This is a genomic window from Streptomyces sp. NPDC050508, assembly GCF_040655155.1.
In the GTDB taxonomy this organism is placed as follows: Bacteria; Actinomycetota; Actinomycetes; order Streptomycetales; family Streptomycetaceae; genus Streptomyces.
In genome coordinates this window covers 361,722-387,359 of the sequence record NZ_JBFAJJ010000004.1, presented here as the reverse complement: position 1 = coordinate 387,359, position 25,638 = coordinate 361,722, and the positions used below count along the sequence as shown (strand labels likewise).

At 70.0% G+C, this 25,638-nt stretch carries 21 protein-coding genes; 15 read left to right on the top strand and 6 right to left on the bottom strand.

The annotated features are described in order from the left end of the window. The first annotated feature begins 1 nt into the window (after position 1). Entirely contained in the window at positions 2-1,696 is a 1,695-nt protein-coding gene (locus AB0I69_RS14125) for a HAMP domain-containing sensor histidine kinase (protein WP_363096141.1), read from the top strand. A 1-nt stretch (position 1,697) separates the two neighbouring features. On the opposite strand, the gene AB0I69_RS14120 is transcribed toward AB0I69_RS14125, so the two are convergent. From AB0I69_RS14120 to AB0I69_RS14110, 3 genes are all read right to left on the bottom strand, one after another. Further along, positions 1,698-2,756 carry an NAD(+)/NADH kinase gene (locus tag AB0I69_RS14120; RefSeq protein ID WP_363095883.1) on the bottom strand — a complete coding sequence of 353 codons (1,059 nt, stop codon included), beginning with the start codon at positions 2,754-2,756 and terminating at the stop codon, positions 1,698-1,700. 28 nt (positions 2,757-2,784) lie between these two features. Continuing rightward, positions 2,785-3,750 (bottom strand): NADP-dependent oxidoreductase, encoded by a 966-nt coding sequence (locus AB0I69_RS14115; RefSeq protein WP_363095882.1) that lies wholly within the window; start codon positions 3,748-3,750, stop codon positions 2,785-2,787. Positions 3,751-3,840: 90 nt separating this feature from the next. After that, positions 3,841-4,689 carry a helix-turn-helix transcriptional regulator gene (locus tag AB0I69_RS14110; protein ID WP_363095881.1) on the bottom strand — a complete coding sequence of 283 codons (849 nt, stop codon included), beginning with the start codon at positions 4,687-4,689 and terminating at the stop codon, positions 3,841-3,843. Between the two features lie 193 nt (positions 4,690-4,882). On the opposite strand from AB0I69_RS14110, the gene AB0I69_RS14105 reads away from it, so the two are divergent. After that, on the top strand, positions 4,883-5,761 hold the full coding sequence (locus tag AB0I69_RS14105) for a helix-turn-helix transcriptional regulator (RefSeq protein ID WP_363095880.1): 879 nt from the start codon (positions 4,883-4,885) through the stop codon (positions 5,759-5,761). 12 nt (positions 5,762-5,773) lie between these two features. On the opposite strand, the gene AB0I69_RS14100 is transcribed toward AB0I69_RS14105, so the two are convergent. Beyond that, positions 5,774-6,238, bottom strand: coding sequence for a MarR family winged helix-turn-helix transcriptional regulator (locus AB0I69_RS14100; protein WP_363095879.1), 465 nt, complete (start codon positions 6,236-6,238; stop codon positions 5,774-5,776). Between the two features lie 175 nt (positions 6,239-6,413). Here AB0I69_RS14100 and AB0I69_RS14095 point away from each other — a divergent pair, with 175 nt between their 5' ends. The 3 genes from AB0I69_RS14095 to AB0I69_RS14085 all read left to right on the top strand — a co-directional run bounded on the left by AB0I69_RS14095 (position 6,414) and on the right by AB0I69_RS14085 (position 8,776). Further along, positions 6,414-7,256: an SDR family NAD(P)-dependent oxidoreductase gene (locus AB0I69_RS14095; protein ID WP_363095878.1), complete on the top strand. Its 843-nt coding sequence runs from the start codon at positions 6,414-6,416 to the stop codon at positions 7,254-7,256. 42 nt (positions 7,257-7,298) lie between these two features. Further along, on the top strand, positions 7,299-8,081 hold the full coding sequence (locus tag AB0I69_RS14090) for an SDR family oxidoreductase (RefSeq protein WP_363095877.1): 783 nt from the start codon (positions 7,299-7,301) through the stop codon (positions 8,079-8,081). Between the two features lie 143 nt (positions 8,082-8,224). After that, positions 8,225-8,776: a dinucleotide-binding protein gene (locus AB0I69_RS14085; RefSeq protein WP_363095876.1), complete on the top strand. Its 552-nt coding sequence runs from the start codon at positions 8,225-8,227 to the stop codon at positions 8,774-8,776. Between the two features lie 22 nt (positions 8,777-8,798). Here AB0I69_RS14085 and AB0I69_RS14080 read toward each other — a convergent pair whose 3' ends face one another. Then, positions 8,799-9,638 (bottom strand): GntR family transcriptional regulator, encoded by an 840-nt coding sequence (locus AB0I69_RS14080; RefSeq protein ID WP_363095875.1) that lies wholly within the window; start codon positions 9,636-9,638, stop codon positions 8,799-8,801. Between the two features lie 281 nt (positions 9,639-9,919). Here AB0I69_RS14080 and AB0I69_RS14075 point away from each other — a divergent pair, with 281 nt between their 5' ends. The 9 genes from AB0I69_RS14075 to AB0I69_RS14035 all read left to right on the top strand — a co-directional run bounded on the left by AB0I69_RS14075 (position 9,920) and on the right by AB0I69_RS14035 (position 20,467). Continuing rightward, positions 9,920-11,176: an extracellular solute-binding protein gene (locus tag AB0I69_RS14075; RefSeq protein WP_363096140.1), complete on the top strand. Its 1,257-nt coding sequence runs from the start codon at positions 9,920-9,922 to the stop codon at positions 11,174-11,176. Positions 11,177-11,205: 29 nt separating this feature from the next. Then, positions 11,206-12,195: a sugar ABC transporter permease gene (locus AB0I69_RS14070; protein WP_363095874.1), complete on the top strand. Its 990-nt coding sequence runs from the start codon at positions 11,206-11,208 to the stop codon at positions 12,193-12,195. Continuing rightward, entirely contained in the window at positions 12,192-13,031 is an 840-nt protein-coding gene (locus AB0I69_RS14065) for a carbohydrate ABC transporter permease (RefSeq protein ID WP_363095873.1), read from the top strand. The genes AB0I69_RS14070 and AB0I69_RS14065 overlap by 4 nt, the downstream gene beginning before the upstream one ends. A gap of 43 nt (positions 13,032-13,074) precedes the next feature. Further along, positions 13,075-14,607: a beta-N-acetylhexosaminidase gene (locus tag AB0I69_RS14060; protein ID WP_363095872.1), complete on the top strand. Its 1,533-nt coding sequence runs from the start codon at positions 13,075-13,077 to the stop codon at positions 14,605-14,607. 88 nt (positions 14,608-14,695) lie between these two features. Beyond that, positions 14,696-16,123, top strand: a complete 1,428-nt coding sequence (locus AB0I69_RS14055) for a cellulose binding domain-containing protein (protein ID WP_363095871.1) — start codon at positions 14,696-14,698, stop codon at positions 16,121-16,123. A 76-nt stretch (positions 16,124-16,199) separates the two neighbouring features. Then, positions 16,200-16,865, top strand: a complete 666-nt coding sequence (locus tag AB0I69_RS14050) for a response regulator transcription factor (protein ID WP_363095870.1) — start codon at positions 16,200-16,202, stop codon at positions 16,863-16,865. Further along, a complete protein-coding gene (locus tag AB0I69_RS14045; protein WP_363095869.1) occupies positions 16,862-18,148 on the top strand; it encodes a HAMP domain-containing sensor histidine kinase in 1,287 nt (428 codons plus the stop codon). The genes AB0I69_RS14050 and AB0I69_RS14045 overlap by 4 nt, the downstream gene beginning before the upstream one ends. Next, complete coding sequence (locus tag AB0I69_RS14040; protein ID WP_363095868.1) at positions 18,145-20,067, top strand: glycoside hydrolase family 9 protein; 1,923 nt, start codon at positions 18,145-18,147, stop codon at positions 20,065-20,067. Before AB0I69_RS14045 ends, AB0I69_RS14040 begins: the two co-directional genes overlap by 4 nt. A gap of 64 nt (positions 20,068-20,131) precedes the next feature. After that, positions 20,132-20,467 (top strand): hypothetical protein, encoded by a 336-nt coding sequence (locus AB0I69_RS14035; protein WP_363095867.1) that lies wholly within the window; start codon positions 20,132-20,134, stop codon positions 20,465-20,467. 54 nt (positions 20,468-20,521) lie between these two features. Here AB0I69_RS14035 and AB0I69_RS14030 read toward each other — a convergent pair whose 3' ends face one another. After that, the gene (locus AB0I69_RS14030; RefSeq protein WP_363095866.1) at positions 20,522-23,404 is read right to left on the bottom strand and encodes an alpha-L-rhamnosidase; all 2,883 of its coding nucleotides are present in this window, start codon (positions 23,402-23,404) and stop codon (positions 20,522-20,524) included. Positions 23,405-23,746: 342 nt separating this feature from the next. Here AB0I69_RS14030 and AB0I69_RS14025 point away from each other — a divergent pair, with 342 nt between their 5' ends. Continuing rightward, positions 23,747-25,624 carry a glycoside hydrolase family 76 protein gene (locus AB0I69_RS14025; RefSeq protein ID WP_363095865.1) on the top strand — a complete coding sequence of 626 codons (1,878 nt, stop codon included), beginning with the start codon at positions 23,747-23,749 and terminating at the stop codon, positions 25,622-25,624. Positions 25,625-25,638: the final 14 nt, after the last annotated feature.

The window sequence follows — 25,638 nt, the reverse complement described above, 5'->3', positions numbered from 1 at the left end:
GATGATCGCCGTGTGCTCGGTCGCGGCCACCGCCTGGCTGGCGGCGCGCACCACCAGCAGCGCCATCCAGCAGGAACAGGGCCAACTCCTGTCCTCCGACACCGACATCTACGACACGCTGGTCGGCTACGCCGCCGTCCATCCGAACTGGAACGGCGTCACCCCCACCCTGCGCCGCCTCGCCGAACTCACCGGCCGCCGCATCACGCTGACCACCCAGAGCCGCCGTACCCTCGCCACCTCGTCCACCGCCGCCACCGCCCTCCCCACCAGGGCGTCGGCGGTCGTCGACCCGCTGCGCACCGACCCGGCGCTGCTGCCGAGCGCCGGGGCCAACCGCATCGACCCCCGCGCCGTCGGCCCCTACCGGCTGACCGCCACCGAGCGCGAGACCTTGTCCGGCCGGGCGAAGAAACTCCTCGCCTGCCTGGGCGGCACGGGCAGCGGCGCCGCACTCGTCCTCGGGCCCAGCGGTCGCCCCTCCGTCAAACTCACCAACAGCGCCCTGGACGGAACCGCCAGGGACCGCGGATGCGGCCTGGCCGGGCTCGACTTTCCCATGCCGACCGAACGCGAGCCGCTGGCCCGGCTCATCACCATGGTCAACAGTTGTCTGCGGCTCCAGCACCTGGAGCCCGTGAAGTTCGGCATCGACTTCGTCATCGTCTACGGCGGCCCGCCCGCGCAGACCTGCCTGGACACCGCCCGCCGCGACCAGCTCACGCCCTATGTGGCACCGGCCGCGCTGCTGTTCGTCGCCACCCCGGCGGGATCGACGCGCGCCCCCGCCTTCCACTTCTCGTCGGCCAACACGGCGCGCGTCGCCGGTGTCGCCGGGCTGGTGCTGCTGGTCACCGTGGCCGTCACCGTCGTCGTCGGCACCCGCCTTGTCAGGCCGCTGCGCGCACTGGCCGACGCCGCCCGCCGTCCCGTGGCGGAACACCAGCGGGTGCCGGTGACCACCAACGACGAGATCGGCTATCTCGCCGCCGCCTTCAACGACCTCTCCGAGCGCCGCGAACGTCTGGAGGGCCAGCGCAAGGCCATGGTCAGCGATGTCGCGCACGAACTGCGCACCCCGCTCAGCACCATCCGCAGCTGGCTGGAAGCCGTCCAGGACGGCATCGCCACCTCCGACCAGGCTCTCGTCGACTCCCTCCTCGAAGAGGCGCTGCTGCTCCAGCACATCGTCGACGACCTGCAGGACCTCGCGGAGGCCGACGCGGGCCAGCTGCGGATCCACCCCGAACCCCTCCGCGTACGCGAGCTGCTCGACCAGGTCGCCACCGTCCACCACGGCCGCGCCGGGACCGCGGGCGTGGCCCTCACCACCCGCACCGAAGGCGATCCCGAGCTGTGCGGCGACCCGGTACGGCTGCGGCAGGTCGTCGGCAACCTGGTGTCCAACGCGCTGCGGCACACCCCGCCCGGCGGCAGTGTCACCCTGCGGGCCCGCCGGGTCGGGGACCTGGTGACGATCGAGGTCGCCGACACCGGTACCGGTATCCCCGCCGAGGATCTGCCCCGGGTCTTCGACCGCTTCTGGCGTGCCGAGAAGTCCCGCAGCCGGCGGACCGGCGGCAGCGGTCTGGGCCTGGCCATCGTCCGCCGGCTCACTGAGGCGCACGGCGGGACGGTGACGGTGGCCAGCACGGTCGGCACCGGCACGGTCTTCACCGTCAGTCTTCCCGTGTGAGCTACTCGGGGGCCGGCGGCAGGCGCATCCCGGCGAGGTCCGGCGGGACCGGGGTGTCCGGGCGGAAGAACGGTTCCGAGGGGCCGTCCTGGGCGTTGGCGGGGGCGTCCGTGAGCCGGAACCGGTCGCGCAGCCTGCCGTAGAAATCCGTCGGGCGGAGGCGGACGAGGCGAACGCGCTGGGGGGCTCGGAAGACGCCGATCCAGTCGCCGGGGTCGAGGACGCCGCGGAGTTGGCCGTCGACGGTGACGATGGCCTGGCCGGAGTGGGGCAGGACGCGCAGGCCGACCGGCTCGTCGGGGGCGGCGATCACGCTGCGGTTGAACGTCATGTGCGGGGCGATCGGCGTGAAGACGACGGCGTCCATGTGGGGCGAGAGGACGGGTCCGCCGGCGGCGAAGCTGTAGGCCGTGGAGCCGGTCGGGGTGGCGACGGCGAGCGCGTCGGCCGAGTAGGTCGCCAGCAGTCGGCCGGCCAGGTAGACGCCGACGCCGACCTGCCGGTCGCGGGCGAGTTTCTCCAGTACGACGTCGTTGAGCGCGGTGACGTCCAACGCGCAGCCCCAGCCACCCCCTTCCGTGGTCTCCGGCCGGACCTGCGGCGGCGGCAGGGCGGGACCGCGGCCGTAGCGCAGCAGGGCCTCCATCTCCTCGGGGATGTCCAGCGGGCGGGAGGCACGCATGGTCAGCGTCATGCGCTCCTCCACGGTGGCCCGCCCCTCGTGTACGGCGTCGAGGGCGTCGCCGATGTCGCAGGCCGGGACCTCGGTGAGGAAGCCGACCTTGCCGAGGTCGACGCCGAGCACGTCGGCTCCGCTCTTGACGGCGATGCGGGCGCCGCGCAGGAAGGTGCCGTCGCCGCCGAGGGTGACGACGAGGTCGGGGTTGCCCGCGGCCTCGGCCTCCTCGCGTCCGGCACGGCGGTGGTGGTCCTTGGCCCAGACGTCGATCTCCGTGCAGCGGACGCCGTGTGCCTCGCTCCAGGTGTGCACGGCGCGTGCCGCGTCCAGGGCGGTCGCGCGTCCCTGGTGGACGACGAGGCCGATACGACGTACGGGCATGGGGTCCTCCGTGGAATGCGGTGAGGAGTCAGGGGGTGCTGGGTTCGGCGGCCGGTGCGGGGCGTTCGTCGGGCGGGACCAGGCTGAGCACGATCTTTCCGCGCGTGTGCCGCCGCTGCACCTGCCGGTAGGCCTCCTGGACCTGTTCCAGCGGATACACCTCGCTGACGGTGACGGTGAGCTGCCCCTTGGAGACCAGGGCGGCCAGTTCGGCGACCAGCCGCGGGGAGAACGCGTCTTCCTGGGCCTTGTGGCGTACGCCGTAGCGGGCGACGGCCCGGCCGTCGGCGAGGGTGTTGATGCGCTGCGGGGCCACGCCGAGCGCGAGGGCGGTGTCGACGTTGCCCTGCCCGAAGGTGTCGACGAAGGCGTCGATCCCGTCGGGTGCCGCGGCCTTCAGCCGGTCGGCGAGGCCGGGGCCGTGCTCGACGGGGACGACACCGAGCGAGCGCAGGTAGTCGGCGTTGTGCGGTCCGGCGGTGCCGATGACGGTCGCGCCCCGCAGCCGGGCCAGCTGCACGGCGAGGGAGCCGACCCCGCCGGCCGCGGCGGACACCACGACGGTGTCCCCGGCCGCCGGTGCTACGGCGTCCACGGCGGCCCACGCCGTCACCCCGACCGCGGACAGGGGCGCTGCGGCTTCCCAGCTGATGTCGGCGGGCTTGGGGGTGAGGAGGTCGGCGGGCGAGACGACGTAGTCGGCCTGCGCGGCCCGGGGGAGGTAGCCGATGACCTCGTCGCCGACGGCGAACTCGCTTACGCCGTCGCCGAGTTCGGCGACCCAGCCGGCGAAGTCGTTGCCCTGGCCTTCAGGGAAGACGGCCGGCCACATGTCCGCGAAGACGCCCTGCCGGATGCCGGCCTCGCCGGGATTGACCCCGGCGACGACCACCCGGACGAGCACCTCCCCGGGGCCCGGCTTCGGTCGCGGCACCTCGACGACCTCCAGCACCTCCGGGCCGCCGTAGCGCGAGAACTTCACTGCTCGGGGCATGGTCGAGTCTCCAGTGTCCAGAGGATCCACGGGCTCGGAGAAGGTACTGCCACTTGGTCATCCGGTTCTTCAGGTCGACGGTCGGGCCGGTTACGTGGTCGCGTTCGCCCGGGCCCTCTTCGGCTCGGTGGCCAGTGCCCTCAGTGTCTCGAAGGCGGCTGCCGTCGGGCTGGCCGGTTCGGCTTGATAGACGACCAGTTGCTGATGCGGGGCGCCGTTGACCGTGAAGGCGGCGAACGCGATGTGGAGGTCGCCGACGTCCGGGTGCCTGAGGTGTTTCCCTTCCTGGGACTTGCTCTTGACGTCGTGGAGTTGCCAGATGCCGGCGAACTCCTCGCTGGCCGCGGAGAGTTCCTCAACCACCTCGGCGATACGGGGGGATTCGGGATCGTGGCCGAACGCGGCCCGGAGTTCGGCGACACAGGAATGCGCGGCGCGCTCCCATTCCTGGTAGAACTCGCGTCCCGCCGGGTCGACGAACACCATGCGGGCGAGGTTGTCGAACCCGTCGAATCCGCTGTGCAGGGCCGTGGCAAGGGAGTTGCCCGCGAGGATGTCGAGGGCCGGGCCGAGAACGAAGGCCGGGGTGTGCTCCCAGCCGTCCATCAGCTGCAGCAACTGCAGGCCGACGTCCGCCTCGCCCCGGTCGTGCGGGCGCTGCGAGGGCGTCAGGCAGAGGCGGTTGAGGTGGTCGGCGGACTCCGCGTCCAGCTTCAGTGCCTGCGCCACGGCTTCCAGGACCTGCGGGGACGGGCTGTTCTCGCGCCCCTGCTCCAGCCTGATGTAGTAGTCGGAGCTGACTCCGGCGAGCAGCGCGACTTCCTCCCTGCGCAGTCCCGGCACCCGGCGTCGGCCGTACTCCGGCAGACCGACGTCCTGGGGCTTGAGGGCCTCGCGGCGGGCCCGGAGGAAATCTCCCAAAGGGGTCCCATTGCTCATGCCGCAAGACTAAATGCTTTCCGGCGGTTGAGAAGGTCCGGTCATCCACCATTGCATCAGGTTCCCCGCTCTTCACACAGCGTGATTCGCCGCCGTTCGACCACCCGGATCACCCGGGGAGCCGTGGTCCTGGGTGCGATGCACCCACCGTCGACAGGGCTTCTCCGGACGTTTTCCGCCTAGCCTCGACGATATGGACAACGACACGCGCCTCGACCCGGTTGAAGGGCTGGGTGGGTTCCTCCGCTCCCACAGGGCACGCGTCAGCCCCACCGACGCGGGACTGCCCGGCTCCGGCCGCCGAAGGGTGCCCGGACTGCGGCGCGAGGAGGTCGCGGCGCTCGCGGGGGTCAGCCCGAGCTACTACAGCCGACTTGAGCAGGGCCGTGAACTCGGCCCCTCCGTGCGGGTGTTGGAGGCCGTGGCCCGTGTGCTGCGGCTCGGGGAGGTGGACCGGCGCGAGCTGTTCCGGCTGGCGCGGCCCACGGCCCGTCGTACGAAGTCGCCCTCCCGGGTCGAGCGGGTCCGCCCGCATCTGCGGCAGCTGATCGAGAGCTGGACCAGGACGCCGGCCTTCATCATCGGCCGCGCCCAGGACCTGCTGGCCGCCAACGTCCTGGCCGACGCCCTCTACCGTGACTTCGCCCAGCACGACAACGTGCTGCGCATGCTCTTCCTGGACCCCGCGGCGAGGACGTTCTACCGGAACGCGGAGCGGGCCAAGCACCGCGCCGTCGCCGATCTCCAGCAGACCGCCGCGAGCACCCCCGAGGATCCCCGCATCCTGGAGCTCGTCGGTGAACTCTCGGTGCGCAGTGGCGAGTTCCGCTCCCTGTGGGCGCGTGAGTACACCCGGGTGCCGCCCTACGAGGTCAAGCAGCTGCGCCATTCCGTGGTGGGGGACCTGGAGTTGCGGCACGAGGCCCTCACCATCCGCAGTGCGCCGGGGCAGCAGCTCATCATTCTGCAGGCGGAGCCGGGCTCTCCCTCCGCGGACGGCCTGGCCCTGCTGGGCTCGCTCAGCGCACCCGAGGTGCCGCACCGGGAGAATCCGGCACACGGCGCCCAGTAAAAGCCCGATCGATTACCGGATTTCTCTCCGGACTGCACCCAGAATTCGGTCCAGAACATCGCCGAAAAGACGTATCTCGTCGGGTGTCAGCGGATCGAAAACAAGCCGCCGCACATTGTCCGCATGCGCGGGCGCGGCGGCCTCGATCGCCTCCCGGCCCTTCTCCGTCAGCCGCACCATGGAGCCGCGGGCGTCGTCGGCGCAGGCCTCGCGAGTGACGAGACCGCGCTTCTCCATACGGCTGATCTGGTGGGACAGCCGGCTGCGCTCCCAGCCGACCTCGGCGCCGAGCTCCCGCGCCCGCAGCACACCGTCGGCGGACTCCGACAGGGGCGCCAAGAGGGCGTAGTCCGCCGCCGAAAGGCCTGAATCCCGCTGCAACTGCTGGTCCTGGGCCCGTTGCAGTTCGCGGCGCAACCTCCGGTACTTCGCCCAGACTTCGGACTGGTCGGGGGTGAGCCATCGGGGTTCGGACATGCCGTCACCGTACCAGCTTGTTGACATGTCACCGACTTTGCGGGTCGCCGCCCGTTCCTGGGTGTGGGACTCCCAGGAAAACCGCTGCCTTCATAGCTCCGGCGCGGAGGAACAGACTCATTCACGTCAACAGAAAATCCCCCCGCACGGGGAATCGACGAAAGAGGTTTTTCCCATGGCTACGTGGTTTGTCACCGGCGCCTCCCGCGGAATCGGCGCGGAAATCGCCCGGGCCGCGCTGGCAGACGGTAACGATGTCGTGGTCGCCGTACGGAATCCGGAGCGGGTGCCGGACGATCTGAAGAAGTCCGAGCAGGTCTTCGCGGTCGCCCTGGACGTCACGGACAACGACAGCATCCCGCGGGCGGTCGAGGCCGCCGTGGAGCGGTTCGGCGGTATCGACGTCCTGGTGAACAACGCGGGCCGCGGTCTGCTCGGCGCGCTGGAGGAGATCACCGACGCGGAGGCCCGCTCACTGTTCGACCTGAACGTGTTCGGCCTGATCAACGTCACCCGCGCCGTCCTGCCCGTCATGCGCGGGCAGGGCTCGGGCAGGCTCGTGCACATCGGCTCCCGCTCGGGTTTCGAGGGCGAGCCCGGGGTCAGCCTGTACTCCGCGTCGAAGTTCGCGGTGGCCGGCATCAGCGAGGCGCTCTCCGCCGAGATGGCGCCGTTCGGGATCCAGTCGATGGTGGTCGAACCAGGCGTCTTCCGCACCGACTTCCTCGACTCCAGCTCCCTGTCGGTGGCCGCGAACCGTATCGCCGAGTACGACGACACCCCCGCCCATGTGACGCTTGACTGGATCGACCGGGCCAACCACGCGCAGCTCGGCGACCCGGTCCGGGGCGCGGCGCTCATCGTCGAGGTCGCCGGCACCGAGAAGCTGCCCACGCATCTCTACCTCGGGCGCGACACCCTGGAGCGGCTGGAGGTCAAGTACCGGCAGGTGCAGGACGACCTGGCCCCGTGGCGCGAGAAGTCCGCGGCCACCGCGCACGACGACGCCACCGCCTGACAGTTCGTCAAACACCCTCCCCTGCAACGAGATCGAGGTTTTGTGATGTCTGCTGCCCTGCTCACCGGAACCCCCCTGGCCGGTCGTGTCGCCGTCGTCTCCGGCGCCTCCAGCGGCATGGGTGCCGGGACCGCCGAACGCCTCGCCGAACTCGGCGCCACCGTGGTCGTGTTGGCCCGTCGCAAGGAGCGTCTCGACAGCCTGGTCAAGAACATCGAGGCGGCCGGCGGCACCGCGCTCGCCCTGGCCGTCGACGTCACCGACCGTGCCGCCGTGCAGGCCGCGGCCGATCAGGTCGACGGGCGCTTCGGCAAGGCCGACCTGGTGTTCAACAACGCCGGTGTCCAACTCATCTCCGGTATCGAGGAGTTGAAGGTCGACGACCGGCAGCGCCAGATCGACCTCAACATCAGCGGGCTGATGAACGTCATCGCCGCGTTCCTCCCCCACCTGACCGACTCCGCCGCCGCGGGCAGGCCGGCCGACCTGATCAACACCTCGTCGATCGCGGCCACCCGCATCCTGGCGAAGTTCTCGATCTACTCCGGCACCAAGGCCTACATCAGCCATCTCACCCGGCTGCTGCGGGTCGAACTCGGTCCGAAGATGGTCCGCGTGGCCACGATCGAGCCCGGCATGGTCGACACCGAGCTCCCCGACCACGTCAGCGACCCCGACGCGTCGAAGCTGATGGCCGACCTCATCCACGACATCGACGTCCTCCGGAGCGCCGACATCGCCGAGACCGTCGCCTTCATGGCCGCCGTGCCGCGCCACGTCAACCTCACCGAGATCACCGTCCTGCCCACCGCGCAGGCCGTCTGAGAACCGTCCCGTCGGGGTGGGGAAGGGCCGGCCGGGTGCCGACTCTCCGCCACCCCGACGCCATTGGTTGACACGACAACATGCATGCTGTTTTGTTGATACGTCAACGATGTCACGTAGCTCCAGGCATGCGGAGGCCCGACATGAACATCACGGTGATCGGACGAGGACACGTCGGCGGCGGCCTGGCCCGCCTGTGGGAGAAGGCCGGACACGAGGTCCGGACACTGGGCCGCGACGGAGGCGACGCCTCGGACGCGGACGTGGTGGTCGTGGCAGTCCCCGGCAACCTCATCGCCGAGGCACTCCGTGGCGTGACCGGCCTGGACGGCCAGGTGACCATCGACGCGACCAACCTCTACACGGAACGCGACGCGGCCTTTCCCTCCCTCTCCCACCAGGTCAAGTCGATCATCGGGGGCCCGACCGCGAAGTCGTTCAACACGGTCTTCGCCTCCGCGTACGACCGGATCGGCACCCAGCGAGTGACCCCGAGCAACCTGTACGCCGCCGAACCGGACGCGAAGGACATCACGGCCCGCCTCATCACCGACGCCGGCTTCGACCCCCTCTACATCGGCGACCTCACCCCGGGCGCCCGCCTCCTGGAGGACAGCTCCGGCCTGACCCGCGCACTGGCGGGCCAACTCGACGGCCCGTTCTTCTACCGGTACGGCAGGCCCGGCGAGCTGTAAGTACGGGGCATCAGGCGGTAGTTCACGGTGCCGACTGGATGTCCCCCCGCGTGGACGACGCGATCGTGTCGCGGTGGGCGAAGTCGCCCGGGGGGATGCCGGGGTGGTGGCCGAGGGGCGTCGAGGGGGCCGTGACCGAGGGACCGAGGGTGAGGCGGGAGACGATGCGGTAGCGGTCGCCGCGGTAGATCGAGTGGACGTACTCGACGGGCCGGCCTGTCGTGTCCGAGGTGAGGCGTTCGAAGAGCAGGGCCGGGGAGAGTTCGGGGACGTCGAGGAGTTCGGCCTCGGCTCGCGTGACGACGGTCGGCTCGATCGCCTGGACCGCCTCCTGGACGTGCACACCGTGCTGTTCCCGGAGGTGCTCGTACAGGTCACCGGCCTCCAACTCCTGGGCGGACAGGGTGGGTACGAGGTCGGCCCTGATGTGCAGGTGCTCGATGGCCATCGGCGCGCCGTCGACCAGGCGCAGCCGTGCCACGTACACGATCTCGGCGGCGGGCGAGAGGCGCAGCCTGCGGCCCACGCGGGCGCCGGCCGGGATGGTGGTGAACTCCAGCAGGCGACTCGACCAGGTCCCGGAGGCCTGAGGCGCCGTCATGGTCTGCTGGCCGGAGACGAGTTCCTGGGTGATCTTCGCCGGTGCCACGAACATGCCGCGGCCGTGCTCCCGCACCAGCAGCCCCGCGGCAACGAGTTCGTCGACCGCCGCGCGCAACGTCGGCCGGGACACGCCCAGTTGGGCACAGAGGGCACGCTCGGAGGGAATCGCGTCCCCCGGGTGCTGCGACTCGACGAGGTCGAGGATGAAGTCGCGGACCCGCTCCCGTTTGAGCACCGCACCTGGCGCGTCGGCCTTCATGTCGCACTCCCTCATGCGCGGAATCCCGGGTCAACCAGTTGACCAGTTGACCAGCGGTCGTCCGCAGTCGCCCTCTTGACCAGGGAAGTGTAACCACCACCCGGCGTTGATCATCCGCATCCCGACCGATATACGCGCCAAATCCCTTCGCAGCAGGAGGGGTTGACGCGTGCATTGGTCTATGCCACCTTCATCCCCACATCGAGAGGTGAGCTGTCCAGTGGGCTTCACTGGTCAGGTGGTCAGTTCATGTCCTCCAGGGGTGAACCGTGCAGCTCCGTATGTTCGCCGGCGTGTCCGTGCTCGTGATGACGGCCGGGCTGAGTGCCTGCAGTAGCTCTTCCGATACCTCCGACTCCAGCTCCGGCGGGAGCACCACCATCGACGTCTGGCTGATGCGGGACAGTGTCTCGGCCCAGTTCCAGAACGAGTTCGTAAAGGGCTTCGAGACCGCCCACCCGGACATCAAGGTCAAGGTGCAGATCCAGGAGTGGGACGGGATCGGCGAGAAGGTCACGGCCGCCCTGGCCAGCAACGACGCACCGGACGTCATCGAGACCGGCAACACCCAGGTCGCCCAGTTCGCGCAGAGCGGGGGGCTGCTCGACCTCAGCGGCAAGGTCGACGACCTAGGCGGGAAGAGCTGGCTCAAGGGCCTCGCGGAGCCGGGCGCCTACGACGGCAAGCAGTACGGCATTCCGTACTACGCCGCCAACCGCGTCGTCATCTACCGCACCGACCTCTTCAAGCAGGCCGGCATCGACGCGTCCACCATCAAGACGCGTGACCAGTGGGTCGCCGCCACCAAGAGGCTCAACTCCGGTGGTACACAGGGCATTTACCTGCCCGGGCAGAGTTGGTACACCCTCGCGGGCTTCGTCTGGGACGAGGGCGGCGACCTCGCCACCCAGTCCGGCGGCAAGTGGAAGGGCGCGCTGGACACGCCCGAGGCGATCCGCGGCATGCAGTTCTACGAGAAGCTCCAGGCCCTCGGCAAGGGCCCCAAGGACTCCGACGAGGCCAACCCGCCGCAGGCCGACGTCATGGCCAAGGGGAAGGTCGCCCAGGTCATCTCGACCCCGGGCGGTGCCAACGTCGTCGTCCAGGACAACCCGGCACTGAAGGGCAAGTTGGGCTTCTTCCCGATCCCGGGCAAGACCGCCGCCACCCCCGGCGCAGTCTTCACCGGCGGCTCCGACCTGGTCATCCCGACGGCGTCCACCAAGCAGGGCGCGGCCTACACCTTCGTCAAGGAACTCACCGGCGACGCCTGGCAGAAGAAGCTCGCGCTCGCCATGAGCTACGTCCCGAACAAGACCACCCTGGCCTCCGCGGTCGCCTCCGACCCGGGTGCCGCGGCCATGGCGGTCGGCGCCGCCGAGGGCCACGCGACGCCCAACACCCCGGGCTGGGCCGCCGTAGAGGCGAAGAACCCGATCAAGGACTACATGACGGCCGTGCTCACCGGGGGCGACATCCAGAAGAAGGCCGCCACCGCGTCCGACGCCATCACCGCGGCGATGAACTCCGGCTCCTGAACCGTCCACGCACCGGAAGGAGGAGCGCCGTGTCGGCCGTCCGAGAGCAGACCGCCCCCCGTCCCCCACTCGGTACCGACCCGCCCCGGCGCTCCACCGGACCGGGAGCGCGCCGCCCGTCGAAGTCCGCCGGTCGCGGGATCTGGCCGTACGTCCTGATCGCGCCCGCTGTCCTGGGCACGCTCTATCTGCTCGTGTACCCGCTGGTCCGTGCCGTGGTGATCTCCATGCAGGACTTCGGGCTGCGCCAACTCATCCTGGGGCACGCGCGGTTCGTCGGGTTCAAGAACTACGGGACGCTGCTGGGCGACAGTCACTTCTGGGAGGTCGTGCGGCGCACCTTCCTCTTCATGGCGATCAACGTCGTACTGATCATGACGCTGTCCACGCTGGTCGCGCTCATGGTCGAGCGGCTCGGCCGGTTCGGGCGGACCACGGTGCTCAGTGCGCTCGTGCTGACCTGGGCGATGCCGGTGATCTCGGCGACCACCGTCTTCCAGTGGCTGTTCCACTCGGAGTTCGGGATCGTCAACGCGGTGCTGACGAAGCTGGGCTTCGAGTCCTTCGACCGCTATCCCTGGTTCGCGCACGGCCCGGCCGCCTTCGCGATCGTGGTCGTCCTCATCGTGTGGCAGTCCGTGCCCTTCGCGGCGATCACCCTGTACTCGGCGCTCACCACCGTCCCCACCGAGTTGTACGAGTCGGCGCGGCTCGACGGGGCGTCGGGACCGCGGATCTTCCGCTCGGTCACCTTCCCGATGGTCCGGCCGATCTTCCTGCTGGTGTTCTCGCTCGAAGTGATCTGGACGTTCAAGGCGTTCGTGCAGATCTGGGTGATGACCAACGGCGGGCCTGGTGACGCCACCACGATCCTGCCCGTGTACGCGGTGCAGACCGCCCTGTCGAGCCAGCGCTACGACCTCGGTTCGGCGGCCTCCATGGTCACCGTCATGCTGATGTCGGGCGTGCTGGTCTTCTACTTCCGTCAGATGTTCCGCCAGGAGGACGAGCTCGCATGAGCACCACCCGGCCCCGGATCCGCCGTCTGCCCCTGAACATCGCCGCCGTCGTCACGGTCGTGGTCTGTCTGTTCCCGGTGTACTGGATGGTCGCGACCGCGTTCACCCCGACCCGTGACATCCAGTCCGACAACCCCCGCTTCGTTCCCGAGAGTTGGACGCTCGACCACTTCCGTACCGCCGTCGGCGCCGCCGGTTTCGGACTGTTCTGGCGCAACAGTCTCCTCGTCACGCTGAGCGCGGTCCTGCTCGCCCTCGTCATCGCGCTCGGCTCGGCCTACGCGGTCGCCCGGATGAAGTGGAAGGGGCGCCGGCAGTTCATGCTGATGGTGTTCGTCGCGCAGATGGCGCCCTGGGAGTCGCTGATCATCCCGGTGTACATCATCTCCCGGGACACCGACATGCTGGACCGGCTGCCGACGCTGACGCTCGTCTACTTCATGATGACGCTGCCGTTCACGATCATCGTGCTGCGCGGCTTCATCGGCACGATCCCGCCGGAGCTGGAGGAGGCCGCGCAGGTCGACGGCTGCACCCGGTTCGGCGCGTTCCGGCGGGTGGCGTTCCCGCTCCTCGCGCCGGGTCTGATGGCCACCTCGCTGTTCGGCTACATCACGGCGTGGAACGAGTTCACGTACGCCAACTTCCTGATCATCAAGCAGCAGGACCACCGCACGCTGCCGGTGTGGCTGTCCTCGTTCCAGAACGTCTTCGGCACCGACTGGGGCGCCACCATGGCGGCGTCAACTCTCTTCGCCGCCCCCGCACTTGTGGTGTTCCTGCTGCTCCAGCGCCATGTCACCTCCGGCTTCGCGGCCGGCGCGGTCAAGGGCTGACCTTCCGCACCACCCCCACACGCCCCCGTCCCGGAGACGATCCATGCCCGCACTGCGTTCCGTGCACACCCTCGTCCCCCGTCCCACCAAGTCGGCAGTCCGGCCGGGGCAGTTCACGCTCGATGCCGACACATCCCTGCACATCGGGGCGGGCGCCGAACCGGCCGCGGACCTGCTGCGCACCCTGCTCGCCCCCGCGACCGGGCTGCCGCTACCGGCCTCCCCCGACGGGCAGTTCGCCCTGACGCTCGACCCCGGGTTGGCCGGCCTAGGCGAGGAGGGGTACGGGCTCACGGTCTCCCCGCACGCCGTACTGCTGCGCGCCGCGCACCTCACCGGTCTGCTGCGCGGCATCCAGACGGTCCGTCAACTCCTGCCCCCGCAGGCCCTGTCGGAGTACCCGCAGCGCGGTGCGGCGTGGCTGCTGCCGTGCGTCGAGATCACCGACCTCCCCCGTCACCCCTGGCGCGGCGCGATGCTGGACGTGGCCCGGCACTTCCAGCCCGTCTCCTATCTGCGTCGGTACGTCGACCTGTTGGCCCTGCACAAGATCGGCGTGTTCCATCTGCATCTCACGGACGACCAGGGCTGGCGCATGCCGGTGTCCGCCTACCCGAAGCTCACCGAGATCGGCGGCCACCGCGCCGAGTCCCAACAGGGCCCCGCCGGGGGCGACTTGTACGACGGGGTCCCGCACGGCGGCTCGTACACGCGGGCCGAACTCGCCGACCTGGTGACCTATGCGGCCGCTCGCGGAGTCACCGTCATGCCGGAGATAGAGATGCCAGGGCATGTCCGTGCCGTCCTCGCCGCCTATCCCGAACTGGGCAACAACCCGGAGCGCACCCTCGACGTCTGGACCCGGTGGGGTGTGTGCGACACCGTCCTCGGTGTCCACGACGAGGTCCTCGACTTCTGCCGTACCGTCCTCGACGAGGTCATGGACGTCTTCCCCTCGCCGTACATCCATGTCGGCGGCGAGGAGTGCCCCACCGCCGAGTGGACGCACAGCGTCGCCGCACGCGAACGGGCCGTGGCGCAGGGCCTATCGAGCCCCGCGGAGCTGCACGGCTGGTTCCTCGGGCGGATCGGCGACTTCCTCGTCCGGCACGGGCGCCGCCCGGTCGGCTGGGCCGAGACCGGCGCCGAACTGCCCCTGGACTTCACGGTGATGACCTGGCGCGACGCGGCGCACACCCTGACGGCTGCCCGCCGCGGCCACCCCGTGATCAGCGCCTACCACCGGGCGACCTACCTCGACTACGCCCAGTCCGAGGACCCGCACGAGCCTGCGGCCCAGCCGGGAGGCGTGGTCGACCTGCGTGCCGTCCACGACCACGCGCCCGTACCCGAGGACGCCGAACGGGCCGCCGCCGAGCGGGTGTTGGGGACCCAGGCCCAGTTGTGGACCGAGTTCGTCACGACGCCCGAGCGCATCGAGTACCTCACCTACCCACGCCTGTGCGCCCTCGCCGACCGGGCCTGGAGCGGTGCGACCGAGTGGGCCGACTTCCGTTCCCGGCTCGCCGAGCACACGGCCCGACTCGACGCGCTCGGCGTCAAGTACCGCCCCTGATCCGTCCCTTACCTCCCCTGACCTGTCCCGAACCACCCCCGACCCTGTCCCGTTCCGGAATCACCCCACCTTCTGGAGAGGCACAACAATGAGATTCGCGAAGAACAGGCTGCGCGCCGCCGCGTCCGTCGCCGTCGCGGTGGCCATGGGCGCCGCCGCGCTGACCGCCATGCCGTCCACCGCGAGCGCGGCGGGCGACGGACTGAGCGTCCAGTACCGTACGAGCGCCACGGGAGCCACCGCCGACCAGTCCGAACCCTGGTTCAAGGTGAAGAACACCGGCTCCAGCACTGTGCAGTTGGCGAACGTCAAGCTCCGCTACTACTTCAAGGCGGACTCGGCGAGCGCGAGTTACCGCTTCGCCTGTTCCTGGGCCGTCAAGGGCTGTGCCAACGTCACCGGCACCTTCGGCACACTCGCCAACCCGACCGCCACGGCCGACCGTTACCTGGAGATCGGCTTCACCTCCGGCGCGGGCACCCTCGCGCCCGGCGCCGACACCGGTGACATGCAGCTGCGGTTCTACCAGTCGACGTGGCAGTCGCTGAACCAGAGCGACGACTACTCCTTCGGCGCCTCCCAGACGTCGTACGCCGACTGGTCGAAGGTCACCGCGCAGCTGGCCGGTGCCACCCTGTGGGGTCAGGCGCCCGCGGGCAACGACCCGACGGACCCGCCCACCGACCCGCCGACCGATCCCCCGGCCACCGGCGCCACGCTGTTCGACGACTTCAACTACAGCGCCTACAACGACCCGAAGATCTCGGCGCACGGCTGGAGCGTCCGCTCCACCTCCGGCGGTCCCGGTGTCTCAGGCGCCACCTGGGCACCCGAGAACGTCACCTTCGCCAGCACGAGCGGCAACTCCGTGATGAACCTGGAGACGTCGACGGCGGGCACCGGCGAGAGCACCAAGCAGACCGAAGTCGTCACCAACACACGGAAGTTCAAGAACGGCACCTACGCGGCCCGGGTCAAGTTCAACGACGCGCCCAGGTCCGGTCCGGACGGCGACCACCTCGTGCAGACGTTCTTCACCATCAACGACCTCACGGCCCCGATGGCGGACGACTACTCCGAGTACGACTTCGAGTACCTCCCCAACGGCGGCTGGGGCGAGACCTCCAACATCCTCTACACGACGTCCTGGGAGACCTACCAGCCCGACCCGTGGATCGCGGTCAACCAGCACACCGAGGGCCGGCAGAGCTACAACGGCTGGCACGACCTGGTGCTGACCATCGACAACAACAACATCAAGTACTACATCGACGGCCAGCTCTTCGGCACCCATGACGCCGCTTACCTGCCGGAGCGGCCGATGTCGATCAACTTCAACCAGTGGCTGATCGACTTCGGCGGCCTGACCAGCTCCACCGCGCGGTCCTACGACGAGCAGGTCGACTACGTCCTGCACGTCAAGGACCAGGTCCTCACACCGGCGCAGGTGGCCGCCAAGGTCGCGGCGTACCGCGGCGCGGGCACCACGTTCGAGGACACCGTGCCCAGCAGTTGAGCACCCAGGGCGGCGGGCCGCGCACTCGGCGTACAGCGTCCGGGTGCGCGGCACGCCGTCGCCTAAGCTCCGGGCCATGCGCGTAATGGTCTTGGAGGACGACCCCGAGCTGGGGCCCGTCGTCGCTGCTCGGCTGCGGGACGCGGGGTTCGCGGTGGACCTCGCGTGCACGCTGGCCGAGGCGGATCTCAAACTCTCCGTCAATCGCTACGACTGTGTCGTGGCCGACCGCTCGGTCCCGGACGGCGACTCCCTCACGCTGCTCGCCGCACAGCGCGCGGCGGGATCGGTGCTGCCCTTTCTGCTGCTGACGGCGCTGGACGCGGTCAGCGACCGGGTGGCCGGCTTCGAGCACGGGGCGGACGACTACCTGGTGAAGCCGTTCGCCTTCGCCGAACTGGTCGTACGGGTAAGGGCGTTGTGCCGCAGGGAGCGGCCCTCGCGGCCGTCCGTCCTGCGGGCGGGTGACCTGGAGCTGGACCTGCCGCGGCGCCGGGTGACCCGGGCCGGGGTGCTGCTCAGCCTCTCGGCCAAGGAGTTCGCGGTGCTCGAACTGCTGATGCTGCGCGCGGGCGAGGTCGTCACCCGCAGCGAGCTGATCGAGAGCTGCTGGGACGAGGCGAGCGAGCCGATGTCCAACGTGGTGGACGTCCTGATCGGCCAGTTGCGCAGGCGCCTGGGACCGCCCGACCCGATCGCGACGGTGCGTGGTGTCGGCTACCGGCTGGGCGGCGAGGCGTGAGCCGCCGCGACACCTCGCCCGCCGTCGCCCGGCTGCGGCGCACCCGCCGCCTGATGACCCTCCTGTTCGCCTCGACGACCGCGGCCTGTCTCGTCGTACTCGCCGTGGTCGCCATCCGCATCGACTCCGCGTCCCGCCGCTCCGGCCTCGACCACGAGGTCGGCAGCCGCGCGGCGGGGCTCTCGCGGGCGGTCTGGTTCGACGCGGGCGTACTGCACCTGGAGCCGCTCCGCGAGGACGAACTCGCCCAGGGCGCCCAGGTGTTGGCGGTGCTCCAGGCGACGCCCGGGAAGACACCGACGGTACGGAACGTCGTACCCGGGCGTTCGTCGCTGCCCGACAAGGACCAGCTGGACGAGATCTGGCACAGCGTCCTGGACGAGCAGGGAACGGTCCAAGTCAGCGCCTCCGCCGCCAAGGGCGGGCGACTGCGGTGGGCGGCGGCGCCGGTCTGGGACGACGACCGGATCGGGGCGGCCGTACTGGTCGGCACGGAACTGGCGCGCAGCGAACGCGATCACGACCTCCTGGTGCGCTGGCTGGCCCTCGGCTGCACGGCACTGGTCTGCTGCGCGGCGGCCGTAGGACACCTCCTGTCCGGGCGGGCCATGCGGCCCGCGCTGCGCGGCCTTGGCCAGCAGGAGCAGTTCCTGGCCGAGGCCGCGCACGAGTTGCGGACGCCGCTGGCGACCTTGCGGCTGGTGGTGGAGCGGGGTGGTTCGTCCGACGAGGCGCTACGGCTGGTGGACCGGCTGAGCCGGCTGGTCACCGGGCTGCTCGCCAGGGCCCGGCTGGAGTCGGGTGCGCAGCGGGTCGAGCTGGTACCGCTACGGCTGGACCAGCTGGTGGAGACCACGGTAGAGGAGCTGCCGGACCACGGCAGCGTCACGGTGACGTCCGAGCCGGTGGTGGTGCTCGGCGACCCTGACCTGCTGGCGCAGGCGGTACGGAACCTGGTGGAGAACGCCCAGCGGCACGGCGGCCCGGCCGGTTCGCCGGTGGAGGTCAGCGTGGCGCCGGGGCTGGTCACGGTCCGCGACCACGGGGACGGTGTACCGCTCGCGGACCGGGAACGCGTGTTCGCACGTGGTGTCACAAGGACCGGTCCAGGAACCGGCGCGGGCCTCGCCATCGTCCGCTGGGTCGCCGGTCTGCACCACGGCACCGCCCGCCTCACGGACGCTCCCGGCGGCGGCCTGCTCGCCGAGCTGCGGCTGCCGACGGACGTGCCCCCACCGCCCTCATCTTCATCTCATGAAGGTCCCGGCACCGTGGGCGCATGAACGCATTGCGCAGCCCTGTCGTCCTGGTCACCACCACCGCCGTGAGCATCGCCGTGCTCGTCGGCCTGAATGTCTACGGCGAGGCCGCCGCACCGTCCGCCGCCAATGTGGCCGTCCGGGTCGACCAGGTCGGCTATGTGCGCGGCGAGACGAAACAGGCGTACGTCATGGGGCCCACGAAGGCGCTCGCGGGGGCGCGCTTCAAGGTCGTCGACGGGAAGGACAAGGTGGTCACGGCGGGCCGGCTCGGTGCCGTCACCGGCCACTGGAACGCCAAGTTCCCCTCCGTGCGGATCGTCGACCTCTCCGCGCTGGACAAGCCCGGCACCTACCGCATCGTCCTGTCCGGCAGCGCGGCTGGCCGCTCCCCCGCCTTCCGGATCGCCGACGCGAGCGAGCTGATGACCCCGCTCGTCCGGGACAACGTGCGCTTCCTGCAGGCGCAGCGCGACGGGGCCGACGTGGTTCGCGGCACGTTGTCCCACGGGCCCTCCCATCTCGCCGACGAGGACGCGACCGTCTACGCCGACCCGCACTACGACGCGGCGGGTGAGGAACTGCTCGATGAGCACCTGATCCCGACCGGCGTGAAGGTCGATGTCGCGGGCGGCTGGTTCGACGCGGGCGACTTCCTCAAGTTCACCGGCACCACCTCCTACTCGACCGCCGAACTCCTGCTCGCCGAGCGGGACTTGTCGGACATGAAGACGCTGTCCGCCGAGGCCGAGCACGGGCTGGAGTGGGTGGACAAGATGTGGGACGGGGACAGCGAGACGCTCTACGCCCAGGTCGGCATCGGCGCGGGCAACGACGCCGTACGGACGGACCACGACGTGTGGCGGCTGCCGGAGGCCGACGACCGGCTCGACGTGTCGCCCGGTGACCCGGACTACACGATCAAACACCGGCCGGTGTTCCGCGCGAACGAGCCGGGCGAGCCGATCACGCCGAGTCTGGCGGGGCGGGTGGCCGCGGTGTTCGCCCTCGCCGCGCAGCGCACGGCCGACTCCGCCCCGGACCGGGCGCGGGAGTGGCTGGAGAAGGCCGCCGCCGTCTACGACCTGGCCGACACCGACCACGACCCCGACAAGCCGCTCGTCACGGCCTTCCCGAGCGCCTTCTATCCCGAGGACTCCTGGCAGGACGACATGGAGTTCGCCGGTGCCGAACTGGCGCTTGCCGCGCGGGACTTGGGTGACGACCGGGAAAGCGACTGGACGGCCGACGCGGCCCGCTCGGCCCGCGCCTACCTGGACTCCGACGTCAAGGGCACCCTCAACGTCGCGGACGTCAGCGCCCTCGCCCACGTCGACCTGGCCACCGCTCTGGACGGTGCGCGCAGCAACGGAGTCGGGGCCGGGGACCTGAACAAGGACCTGCGCCGCCAGTTGGAGGAGGGTGTCGATCACGCCGGGCACGACCCGTTCGGAGCGGGCGCCGTCTACAACGACTTCGACGCCGTACCGCACACCTTCGGGCTGGTGGCCACCGCCCGCCTCTACGCCAAGGCCACCGGGGACACCCGCTACGCGGCCTTCGCCGGCCGGCAGCGGGGCTGGGCGCTCGGCGCCAATCCGTGGGGAACGAGCTTCGTGATCGGCGCGGGTGAGGTCTACCCGCACTGCCCGGAACACCAGTTGGCCAACCTCCGTGGCAGCCACGACGGGAAGGGTGCGATCCTGCGGGGCGCGGTGGTCAACGGCCCCAACGCGGCGGAAAAACTGGCCGACTTGAACGGCTTCCCGACCATGAAGAAGTGCACCGCCGCCCCGCCGTCGGGAGCCTGGACCGACTTCGACGGCAAGGGCTCGCGGTACGTGGACGACGTGGGTGCCTGGCAGACGGTGGAGCCTTCGCTGGACTTCACCACGACGGCGTTGCTGGCCTTCGCGCTGACGGCGCGGGACGAGGACGCGTAGCCGAGCCTCTGAGCCTGCTCAAGTCGCTTGGCGCGCACGGGACATGACGGTCAGGCTGAGCCCCATGACTGGAATCACGGGACTGAGCAAGAAGAACACCTTCGTGCTGACCATCCGGGACGCCGACGTGATCGCTGCGGCCCTGCAGCAGGCAGTCGCCGGGGCCTCCCCCGAGGAGCGCCCCGGCCTGGACCGCGCCACCGCGCTCGTCGAGTCCACAGCCGCCGCCAACGAAGGTCAATTGCGCGCCCGTTGGGTACGGTCCCGGCTGGCGGAGACCGGGTTCACCGGGGACCTCGGCTCGGTCGCCGCGGTACGGGCGCTACGCAAGGCGGAACCGCGACTGAGCCTGCTGGCCGCGGTGCACCTGCAGAAGGAGGCAGTGACCCATCCCGAGTGATCCGGCAGCCCCCGGTCACGCGGGGAGTGGAGGCTGCCGGGTGCGTGGGGCCGCTCAGGACGTGAGGTAGCAGGACTTGCTCACGTTGGGCAGCGGGTCGGAACCGAAGGCCGCCGTCGTGCAGCTCGCGCCGCCGCTGAACGCCTTGTAGAGGAAGCGACCCCGGGCGCCGTAGGCGACGGTCTGCTGTCCGCTGAAGCCACAAGTGCCGCCTTCTGCAGAGCAGTTGCCGGCGTAGCCGACCGGGCCGCCGGTGGCGGTGTAGCAGGCCTTCGACTCGTTGGGGATCGGGTCGCCGAACGTGGCGTCGGTGCACGCGGTGTCGCCGGTGGCGGTGGCCGTGGTGAACGCTCCGTAGGCGCCGTACGTCACCGGCTGTCCCGCCGCGGCGGAGCAAGTGCCGTTCTGGTCGGCGCACTTGGTCCAGCCACCGGCCGGAGCGCCTGCGGGCGGCAGGTAGCAGGACTTGGCGACGCCGTCGATGGGATCGCCGAAGTGGGCGTTGGAACAGTCCACGGAGCCGTTGGTGACCTGGTGGACGAAGTTGCCGTTGGCACCGTAGGCGACGTCACGGTTGTAGCCGGGCACGGAGCAGGTACCGCCCTCGGCCGCGCATGCGGTGTATCCGGGCGGGCCGCCCGCGTCGGCGACGTAGCAGGACTTGACGAGGTTGGCCGCCGGGTCGCCGCCGAAGGAGTCGTTCGAGCAAGCGGTGCTGCTGGTCACGGTCTTGTACGTGTACGTCCCGGCGCCGTAGGCCACCGAGCGGGTGCCGCTGAAGGAGCAGGTGCCGCCCTCGCCGGCGCACCGGGTGTAGCCCGCGCGCAGGGCGCCGGTGCCGGGTTCGGTGGGCGCCGACGGGTTGCCGAGGCCGCTGGCGGAGACGGTGTAGCTGCCGGGGGCGACGCCGGTGAGGTAGACGTAGGTGTCGTCCTGGCTGCCGCCGGTGATGCCGGAGGTGGGCGTGAAGGTTCCGTTGCTCCAGACGGTCGCGCCGTTCACGGTCACCGTGATGTTGCCGCCCAGCTTCGGGACGCCGATACGGCCGGTGCTGCCGGACGGGCTGGAGAGGGTGGCCGAGTAGGTGCCGGCCGACGGGTTGCGGGACCAGGACGCGTTGATGGCGCCCTGCGGTGTGGTGATGCGGCCTTGGGCACTGGTCAGGTCGCCGGGGTGCGGGACGAAGCGGTAGGCGCCGGTCGCCGACTCGGGGGCGGTGCCGAGCACGTCGAAGGTGAGCGTGGAGGTGGGCGCCGTGGACCAGCCGTGCGCGAGGCTCATGAACGAACCGCCGTACGCCAGGCCGCCGTCGGACTGGATGCCCTCCCAGAACGTGCTCTTGGTCCCGATGTCGCTGTCGAGCATGTGGCCCCAGGTCCGGCGGATCTGGTCCAGTGCGGTGAAGTCGTCGTTGGCGGTGAAGCGGGCGTTCAGCTCCATGCCACCGGCGAACGGCGAGACGTTGCCGCCCCATTCGGGGGTGGTGGGGCCGTAGATGCCCCAGTTGTTGCCGAGCCCCGTGATGATGCTCTTCGACTTGGCGGTGGAGTCGCTCAACCCGTACCAGACGGCTAGGGAGTTGCCGTCCTGCGGATACAGACCGCTGCTGGGGTTGTCCTTGTACATGCCCTTGGAGGCCTCCCACAGCAGGGAGTTGGCCGCGGTCTTGATCGCGGCGGCCTTGCTGTTCCAGCTCGCCGCAAGGGCGCTGTCGCCCTCGACCGTGGCAAGGGTGGCGCCGCCCTTGAGGGCGCCGTACAGCAGCGCGTTGGCGGAGATGTTCTCACCGCCCTGGCCGACCCGGGCCCAGTCCTGGGTGCGGGTCACGTCGAGGAGGTTGTTGCCGTCGATCTTGTTCGTGATGAAAGTCATCCCGCGCTTGTAGTTGGCCCATTCGGAGTCCAGCCACGACCGGTCGGCGGTGTACGTGTAGTACGTGGACGTCCCCAACAGGGTCCACGTGTGGTACGTGTCCGAGCCGGTGAGGTTGAACGGCGGCCCGGACCAAGGGATTTCACCCGCCGACGACTGCGCGTTGTACATCGTGGTGAGCGCGTTGCGGGTCGAGGTGAGGTCGTTGGAGTACGCGTACTGCGTGGGGACGGCGATGCCCATGTCGCCGGGCCACACCGTACGGTCGCGCTTCGCGCCGTCGACCAGGACGGAGTCGCCCACGCCGACGGTGGCGCTGTTGTCCCAGGCCGAGGAGGGCGGGGGCCAGGCGCGGCCCTGGTTGGAGGCGATGGTGTTCAACTGCACGGTGTACGCCCCGGCGTACCAGATGCGGTTGAGCAGGTCGTCGCTGGAGGTGAAGTAGTTGGGGTAGTCGGCCGGGTTGGACTTCCCCGGGGCCGCGGTGAAGTTGAGGCTGACGCCGTTGAGGTCCACCCAGCCCGAACTGTCGAGGAAGACGGTCAAGTAGCGGAATCCGCCCCGGAGTTGGGCGGTGGGCACGGTGTACGTGCCGTTGGCGGAGGGCGTGGCGTAGAGGGCGCCGTCCTCGCCGTCGCGGCCGCTGCTGCGGTCGCTGTTGGTGCCCACGTACAGGGACGACTCGCTGAAGGCCAGGCCGACGCGCTGCCCGCTGGAGCTGGTGCTGCCGAATGACAACGTTACCAAGCCGCCGACCTCCTTCCCGAAGTCGAGCGTGATGGCCGACTGCGAGCCGGAGATCCGTGTCGCCTGCCCGTTGAGGACGTTCGTCGGGTTCGCGACGCTGCCGGAGGTGCGGTAGACGGCGGTCGGCTTGAGGGTGCGCGAGGTCGGCGAGTAGTTCACGGCGTCAAGCGCCGCCTTGGGAGCGGGCGTCGCAGCCGTCGGCGCCGCCCCGGCGGACAGGGCCGGGGTCACGGCCAGCGCGGCGGCCACCACCACGGTGAGCCCAACTAGGCGCCCTGGTCTGGGCTTTCGGTTCAGCGCTGGCCTGCGACGGCGCATGAGTGCCTCCCGGATCGGTGGGGGAACCAGCCGCACAACTGGACAACCAGGCGAGTGAATCGATTCAAGTCGAGCGATCACGGAAGCCTGGAGTTTGAGGAGCGACGGGTGCGCGAGATGACTCGCCAAAGTTCGCACCGATGATGGGCGCCGAGAGCGCGGGTGTCAACCCATCTCGGCAGCCGTCAACTCCCTCGAAAAAAGCGCGCCTTGCGACATTGACAGGGTCGCACCAAGCCGGTTCACTGCGTCGAGGACGGTAGAGGTATGGACCATTGATCCAGAGCTGAATCCATTCACAACCGGCGTCCCCCCCCCATCGTGAAATCGAGGCGAGTTCCGGTGTCCCTACGTAGCTTCGACATCGTTGTCAGAGTACGCGTTGCCAGACCGCGGTTCCTCAGTTTTCTACTGACGGCCGCTCTCGCGTTCGTGGCGCTGGTCCCGGCCGCGACGCCGGCGTCCGCCGCCCCCCAGGTGTGTGTCCTGGCCTGCGACACGCTCGACCCGTCGCAGGCGAAACAGGAAACGTTTCCAGTGCCGGACAAGACGCTCAACGGACGGGTCGTCCGGCTCCATGTGTCCGACGCGGACGACATGGCGTGGGCCAGCATCGACAACGGCACGAGCGGCGACGCGGTGTGGTTGGACCGGTCCTGGGACGGCGGCGCCACCTGGGACGGCCTGCTCGGCAAGGCGAGCATCCCGAGCACATGGACCGGTACCAGGACGCTGATGTACAACATCACCGACCCGCGCAACCACAAGCGCGGCCTCGTCCGCGCCTGTGGCGACGCGGCCGGCGTCGGCTGCACGAACTGGGTCTACCCGACGGCCTGCGACACCGTCTGCGACGGCACGAGCGCCGGCCAGGCGGCGGGCGACGACCAGCCGATACCCTCAACCACCCTCTACGGCCGCACGATTCGGCTCCACGTCGACCAGAAGAACGCGATGGCGTGGGCGAGCATCGACACCGGTGGCGCCGGTGACGAGATCTGGTTGGACCGTTCCTGGGACGGCGGCTCGACCTGGCCGGACGGTTCCTCCCTCGGCCGTACGAGCACCCCGTCCGGAGCGACCACGACCCGTACCGCGATGTACGCGACCCGCGATCCGCGCGGTCTCCTCTACGGCGGGGCGGTTCGCGCCTGCGGTCGGGAGGCGAGCCACAACGAGGGCAGCTGCACGGCGTGGTACCGGCCGGTGCCGACCAGGGCGCGTGCCGCGGCGGACGCGCTGATGTCGTCGTACGACCCCTACAACGGCTGGTGGCCCAGCAGTTGGTGGAACTCGGCGGCCACCCTCACTTCCGTCATCGACGTCGCGAAGACGACCGGCACCCACGACTACGACTGGATCATCGCCCGCACCTTCGACCAGAACAAGGGCGTCTTCCCGGCCGGGACGCGGAGTTCGGACGCGATCGAGGGCGACTTCATCAGCCGGTCGATCGACGACTCGGGCTGGTGGGCGATCGCGTGGATCGACGCGTACGACTACACACACGACGCGCGTTACCTCAACGAGGCCGTCACCATTGCCAATTACGTCCAGCAGTACTGGGACACCAGTACCTGCGGCGGCGGTGTGTGGTGGGACCGTGAGCGAACCTACAAGAACGCGGTGACGAACGGGCAGTACCTGTGGCTGACCACCGCGCTGCACCAGCGCATCGCCGGTGACACGGTCTGGCTGCAGCGGGCGAAGACCTCGGCGGCCTGGTACAGGGCCAGCGGGATGATCAACTCCTCAGGGCTGGTGAACGACGGGCTCTCCTCGTCCTGCGCCAACAACGGTTCCACCGTGTGGAGTTACAACCAGGGTCTGGCCATCGGCGCTTTCACGGAGCTGTGGAAGACGACCGGCGACAGCTCGATGCTGACCACGGCGCGGACGCTGGCGGATGCCGCGATGAGCAGTTCGCAGCTGACCGTCGGCGGAGTGCTGACCGAGTCCTGCGACGTCGGCTCGGCGTCCTGCGACGACAACCAGAAGCAGTTCAAGGGCATCTTCATGTGGAACTTCGCCGACCTGGCGCAGGCGACCGGCTCGACCAGCTACCGGACGTACATCCAGAAACAGGCCGACACCCTGTGGGCGTTGGACCGGTCCACCCTCAACGCCCTCGGTGAACGCTGGGCGGGCACCAGCCCGAACCAGACCGACTGGCGTACGCAGGCCAGCGCGCTCGGCGCACTCACGGCCGCCACGGGCTGAACGCAGGGTGGGTG

Coding starts and splice junctions, on each gene's coding strand:
- AB0I69_RS14125 (WP_363096141.1), top strand. CDS start 2: ATGATCGCCGTGTGCTCGGTCGCGGCCACCGCCTGGCTGGCGGCGCGC.
- AB0I69_RS14120 (WP_363095883.1), bottom strand. CDS start 2,756: ATGCCCGTACGTCGTATCGGCCTCGTCGTCCACCAGGGACGCGCGACC.
- AB0I69_RS14115 (WP_363095882.1), bottom strand. CDS start 3,750: ATGCCCCGAGCAGTGAAGTTCTCGCGCTACGGCGGCCCGGAGGTGCTG.
- AB0I69_RS14110 (WP_363095881.1), bottom strand. CDS start 4,689: ATGAGCAATGGGACCCCTTTGGGAGATTTCCTCCGGGCCCGCCGCGAG.
- AB0I69_RS14105 (WP_363095880.1), top strand. CDS start 4,883: ATGGACAACGACACGCGCCTCGACCCGGTTGAAGGGCTGGGTGGGTTC.
- AB0I69_RS14100 (WP_363095879.1), bottom strand. CDS start 6,238: ATGTCCGAACCCCGATGGCTCACCCCCGACCAGTCCGAAGTCTGGGCG.
- AB0I69_RS14095 (WP_363095878.1), top strand. CDS start 6,414: ATGGCTACGTGGTTTGTCACCGGCGCCTCCCGCGGAATCGGCGCGGAA.
- AB0I69_RS14085 (WP_363095876.1), top strand. CDS start 8,225: ATGAACATCACGGTGATCGGACGAGGACACGTCGGCGGCGGCCTGGCC.
- AB0I69_RS14080 (WP_363095875.1), bottom strand. CDS start 9,638: ATGAAGGCCGACGCGCCAGGTGCGGTGCTCAAACGGGAGCGGGTCCGC.
- AB0I69_RS14075 (WP_363096140.1), top strand. CDS start 9,920: ATGTTCGCCGGCGTGTCCGTGCTCGTGATGACGGCCGGGCTGAGTGCC.
- AB0I69_RS14065 (WP_363095873.1), top strand. CDS start 12,192: ATGAGCACCACCCGGCCCCGGATCCGCCGTCTGCCCCTGAACATCGCC.
- AB0I69_RS14060 (WP_363095872.1), top strand. CDS start 13,075: ATGCCCGCACTGCGTTCCGTGCACACCCTCGTCCCCCGTCCCACCAAG.
- AB0I69_RS14055 (WP_363095871.1), top strand. CDS start 14,696: ATGAGATTCGCGAAGAACAGGCTGCGCGCCGCCGCGTCCGTCGCCGTC.
- AB0I69_RS14050 (WP_363095870.1), top strand. CDS start 16,200: ATGCGCGTAATGGTCTTGGAGGACGACCCCGAGCTGGGGCCCGTCGTC.
- AB0I69_RS14040 (WP_363095868.1), top strand. CDS start 18,145: ATGAACGCATTGCGCAGCCCTGTCGTCCTGGTCACCACCACCGCCGTG.
- AB0I69_RS14035 (WP_363095867.1), top strand. CDS start 20,132: ATGACTGGAATCACGGGACTGAGCAAGAAGAACACCTTCGTGCTGACC.
- AB0I69_RS14030 (WP_363095866.1), bottom strand. CDS start 23,404: ATGCGCCGTCGCAGGCCAGCGCTGAACCGAAAGCCCAGACCAGGGCGC.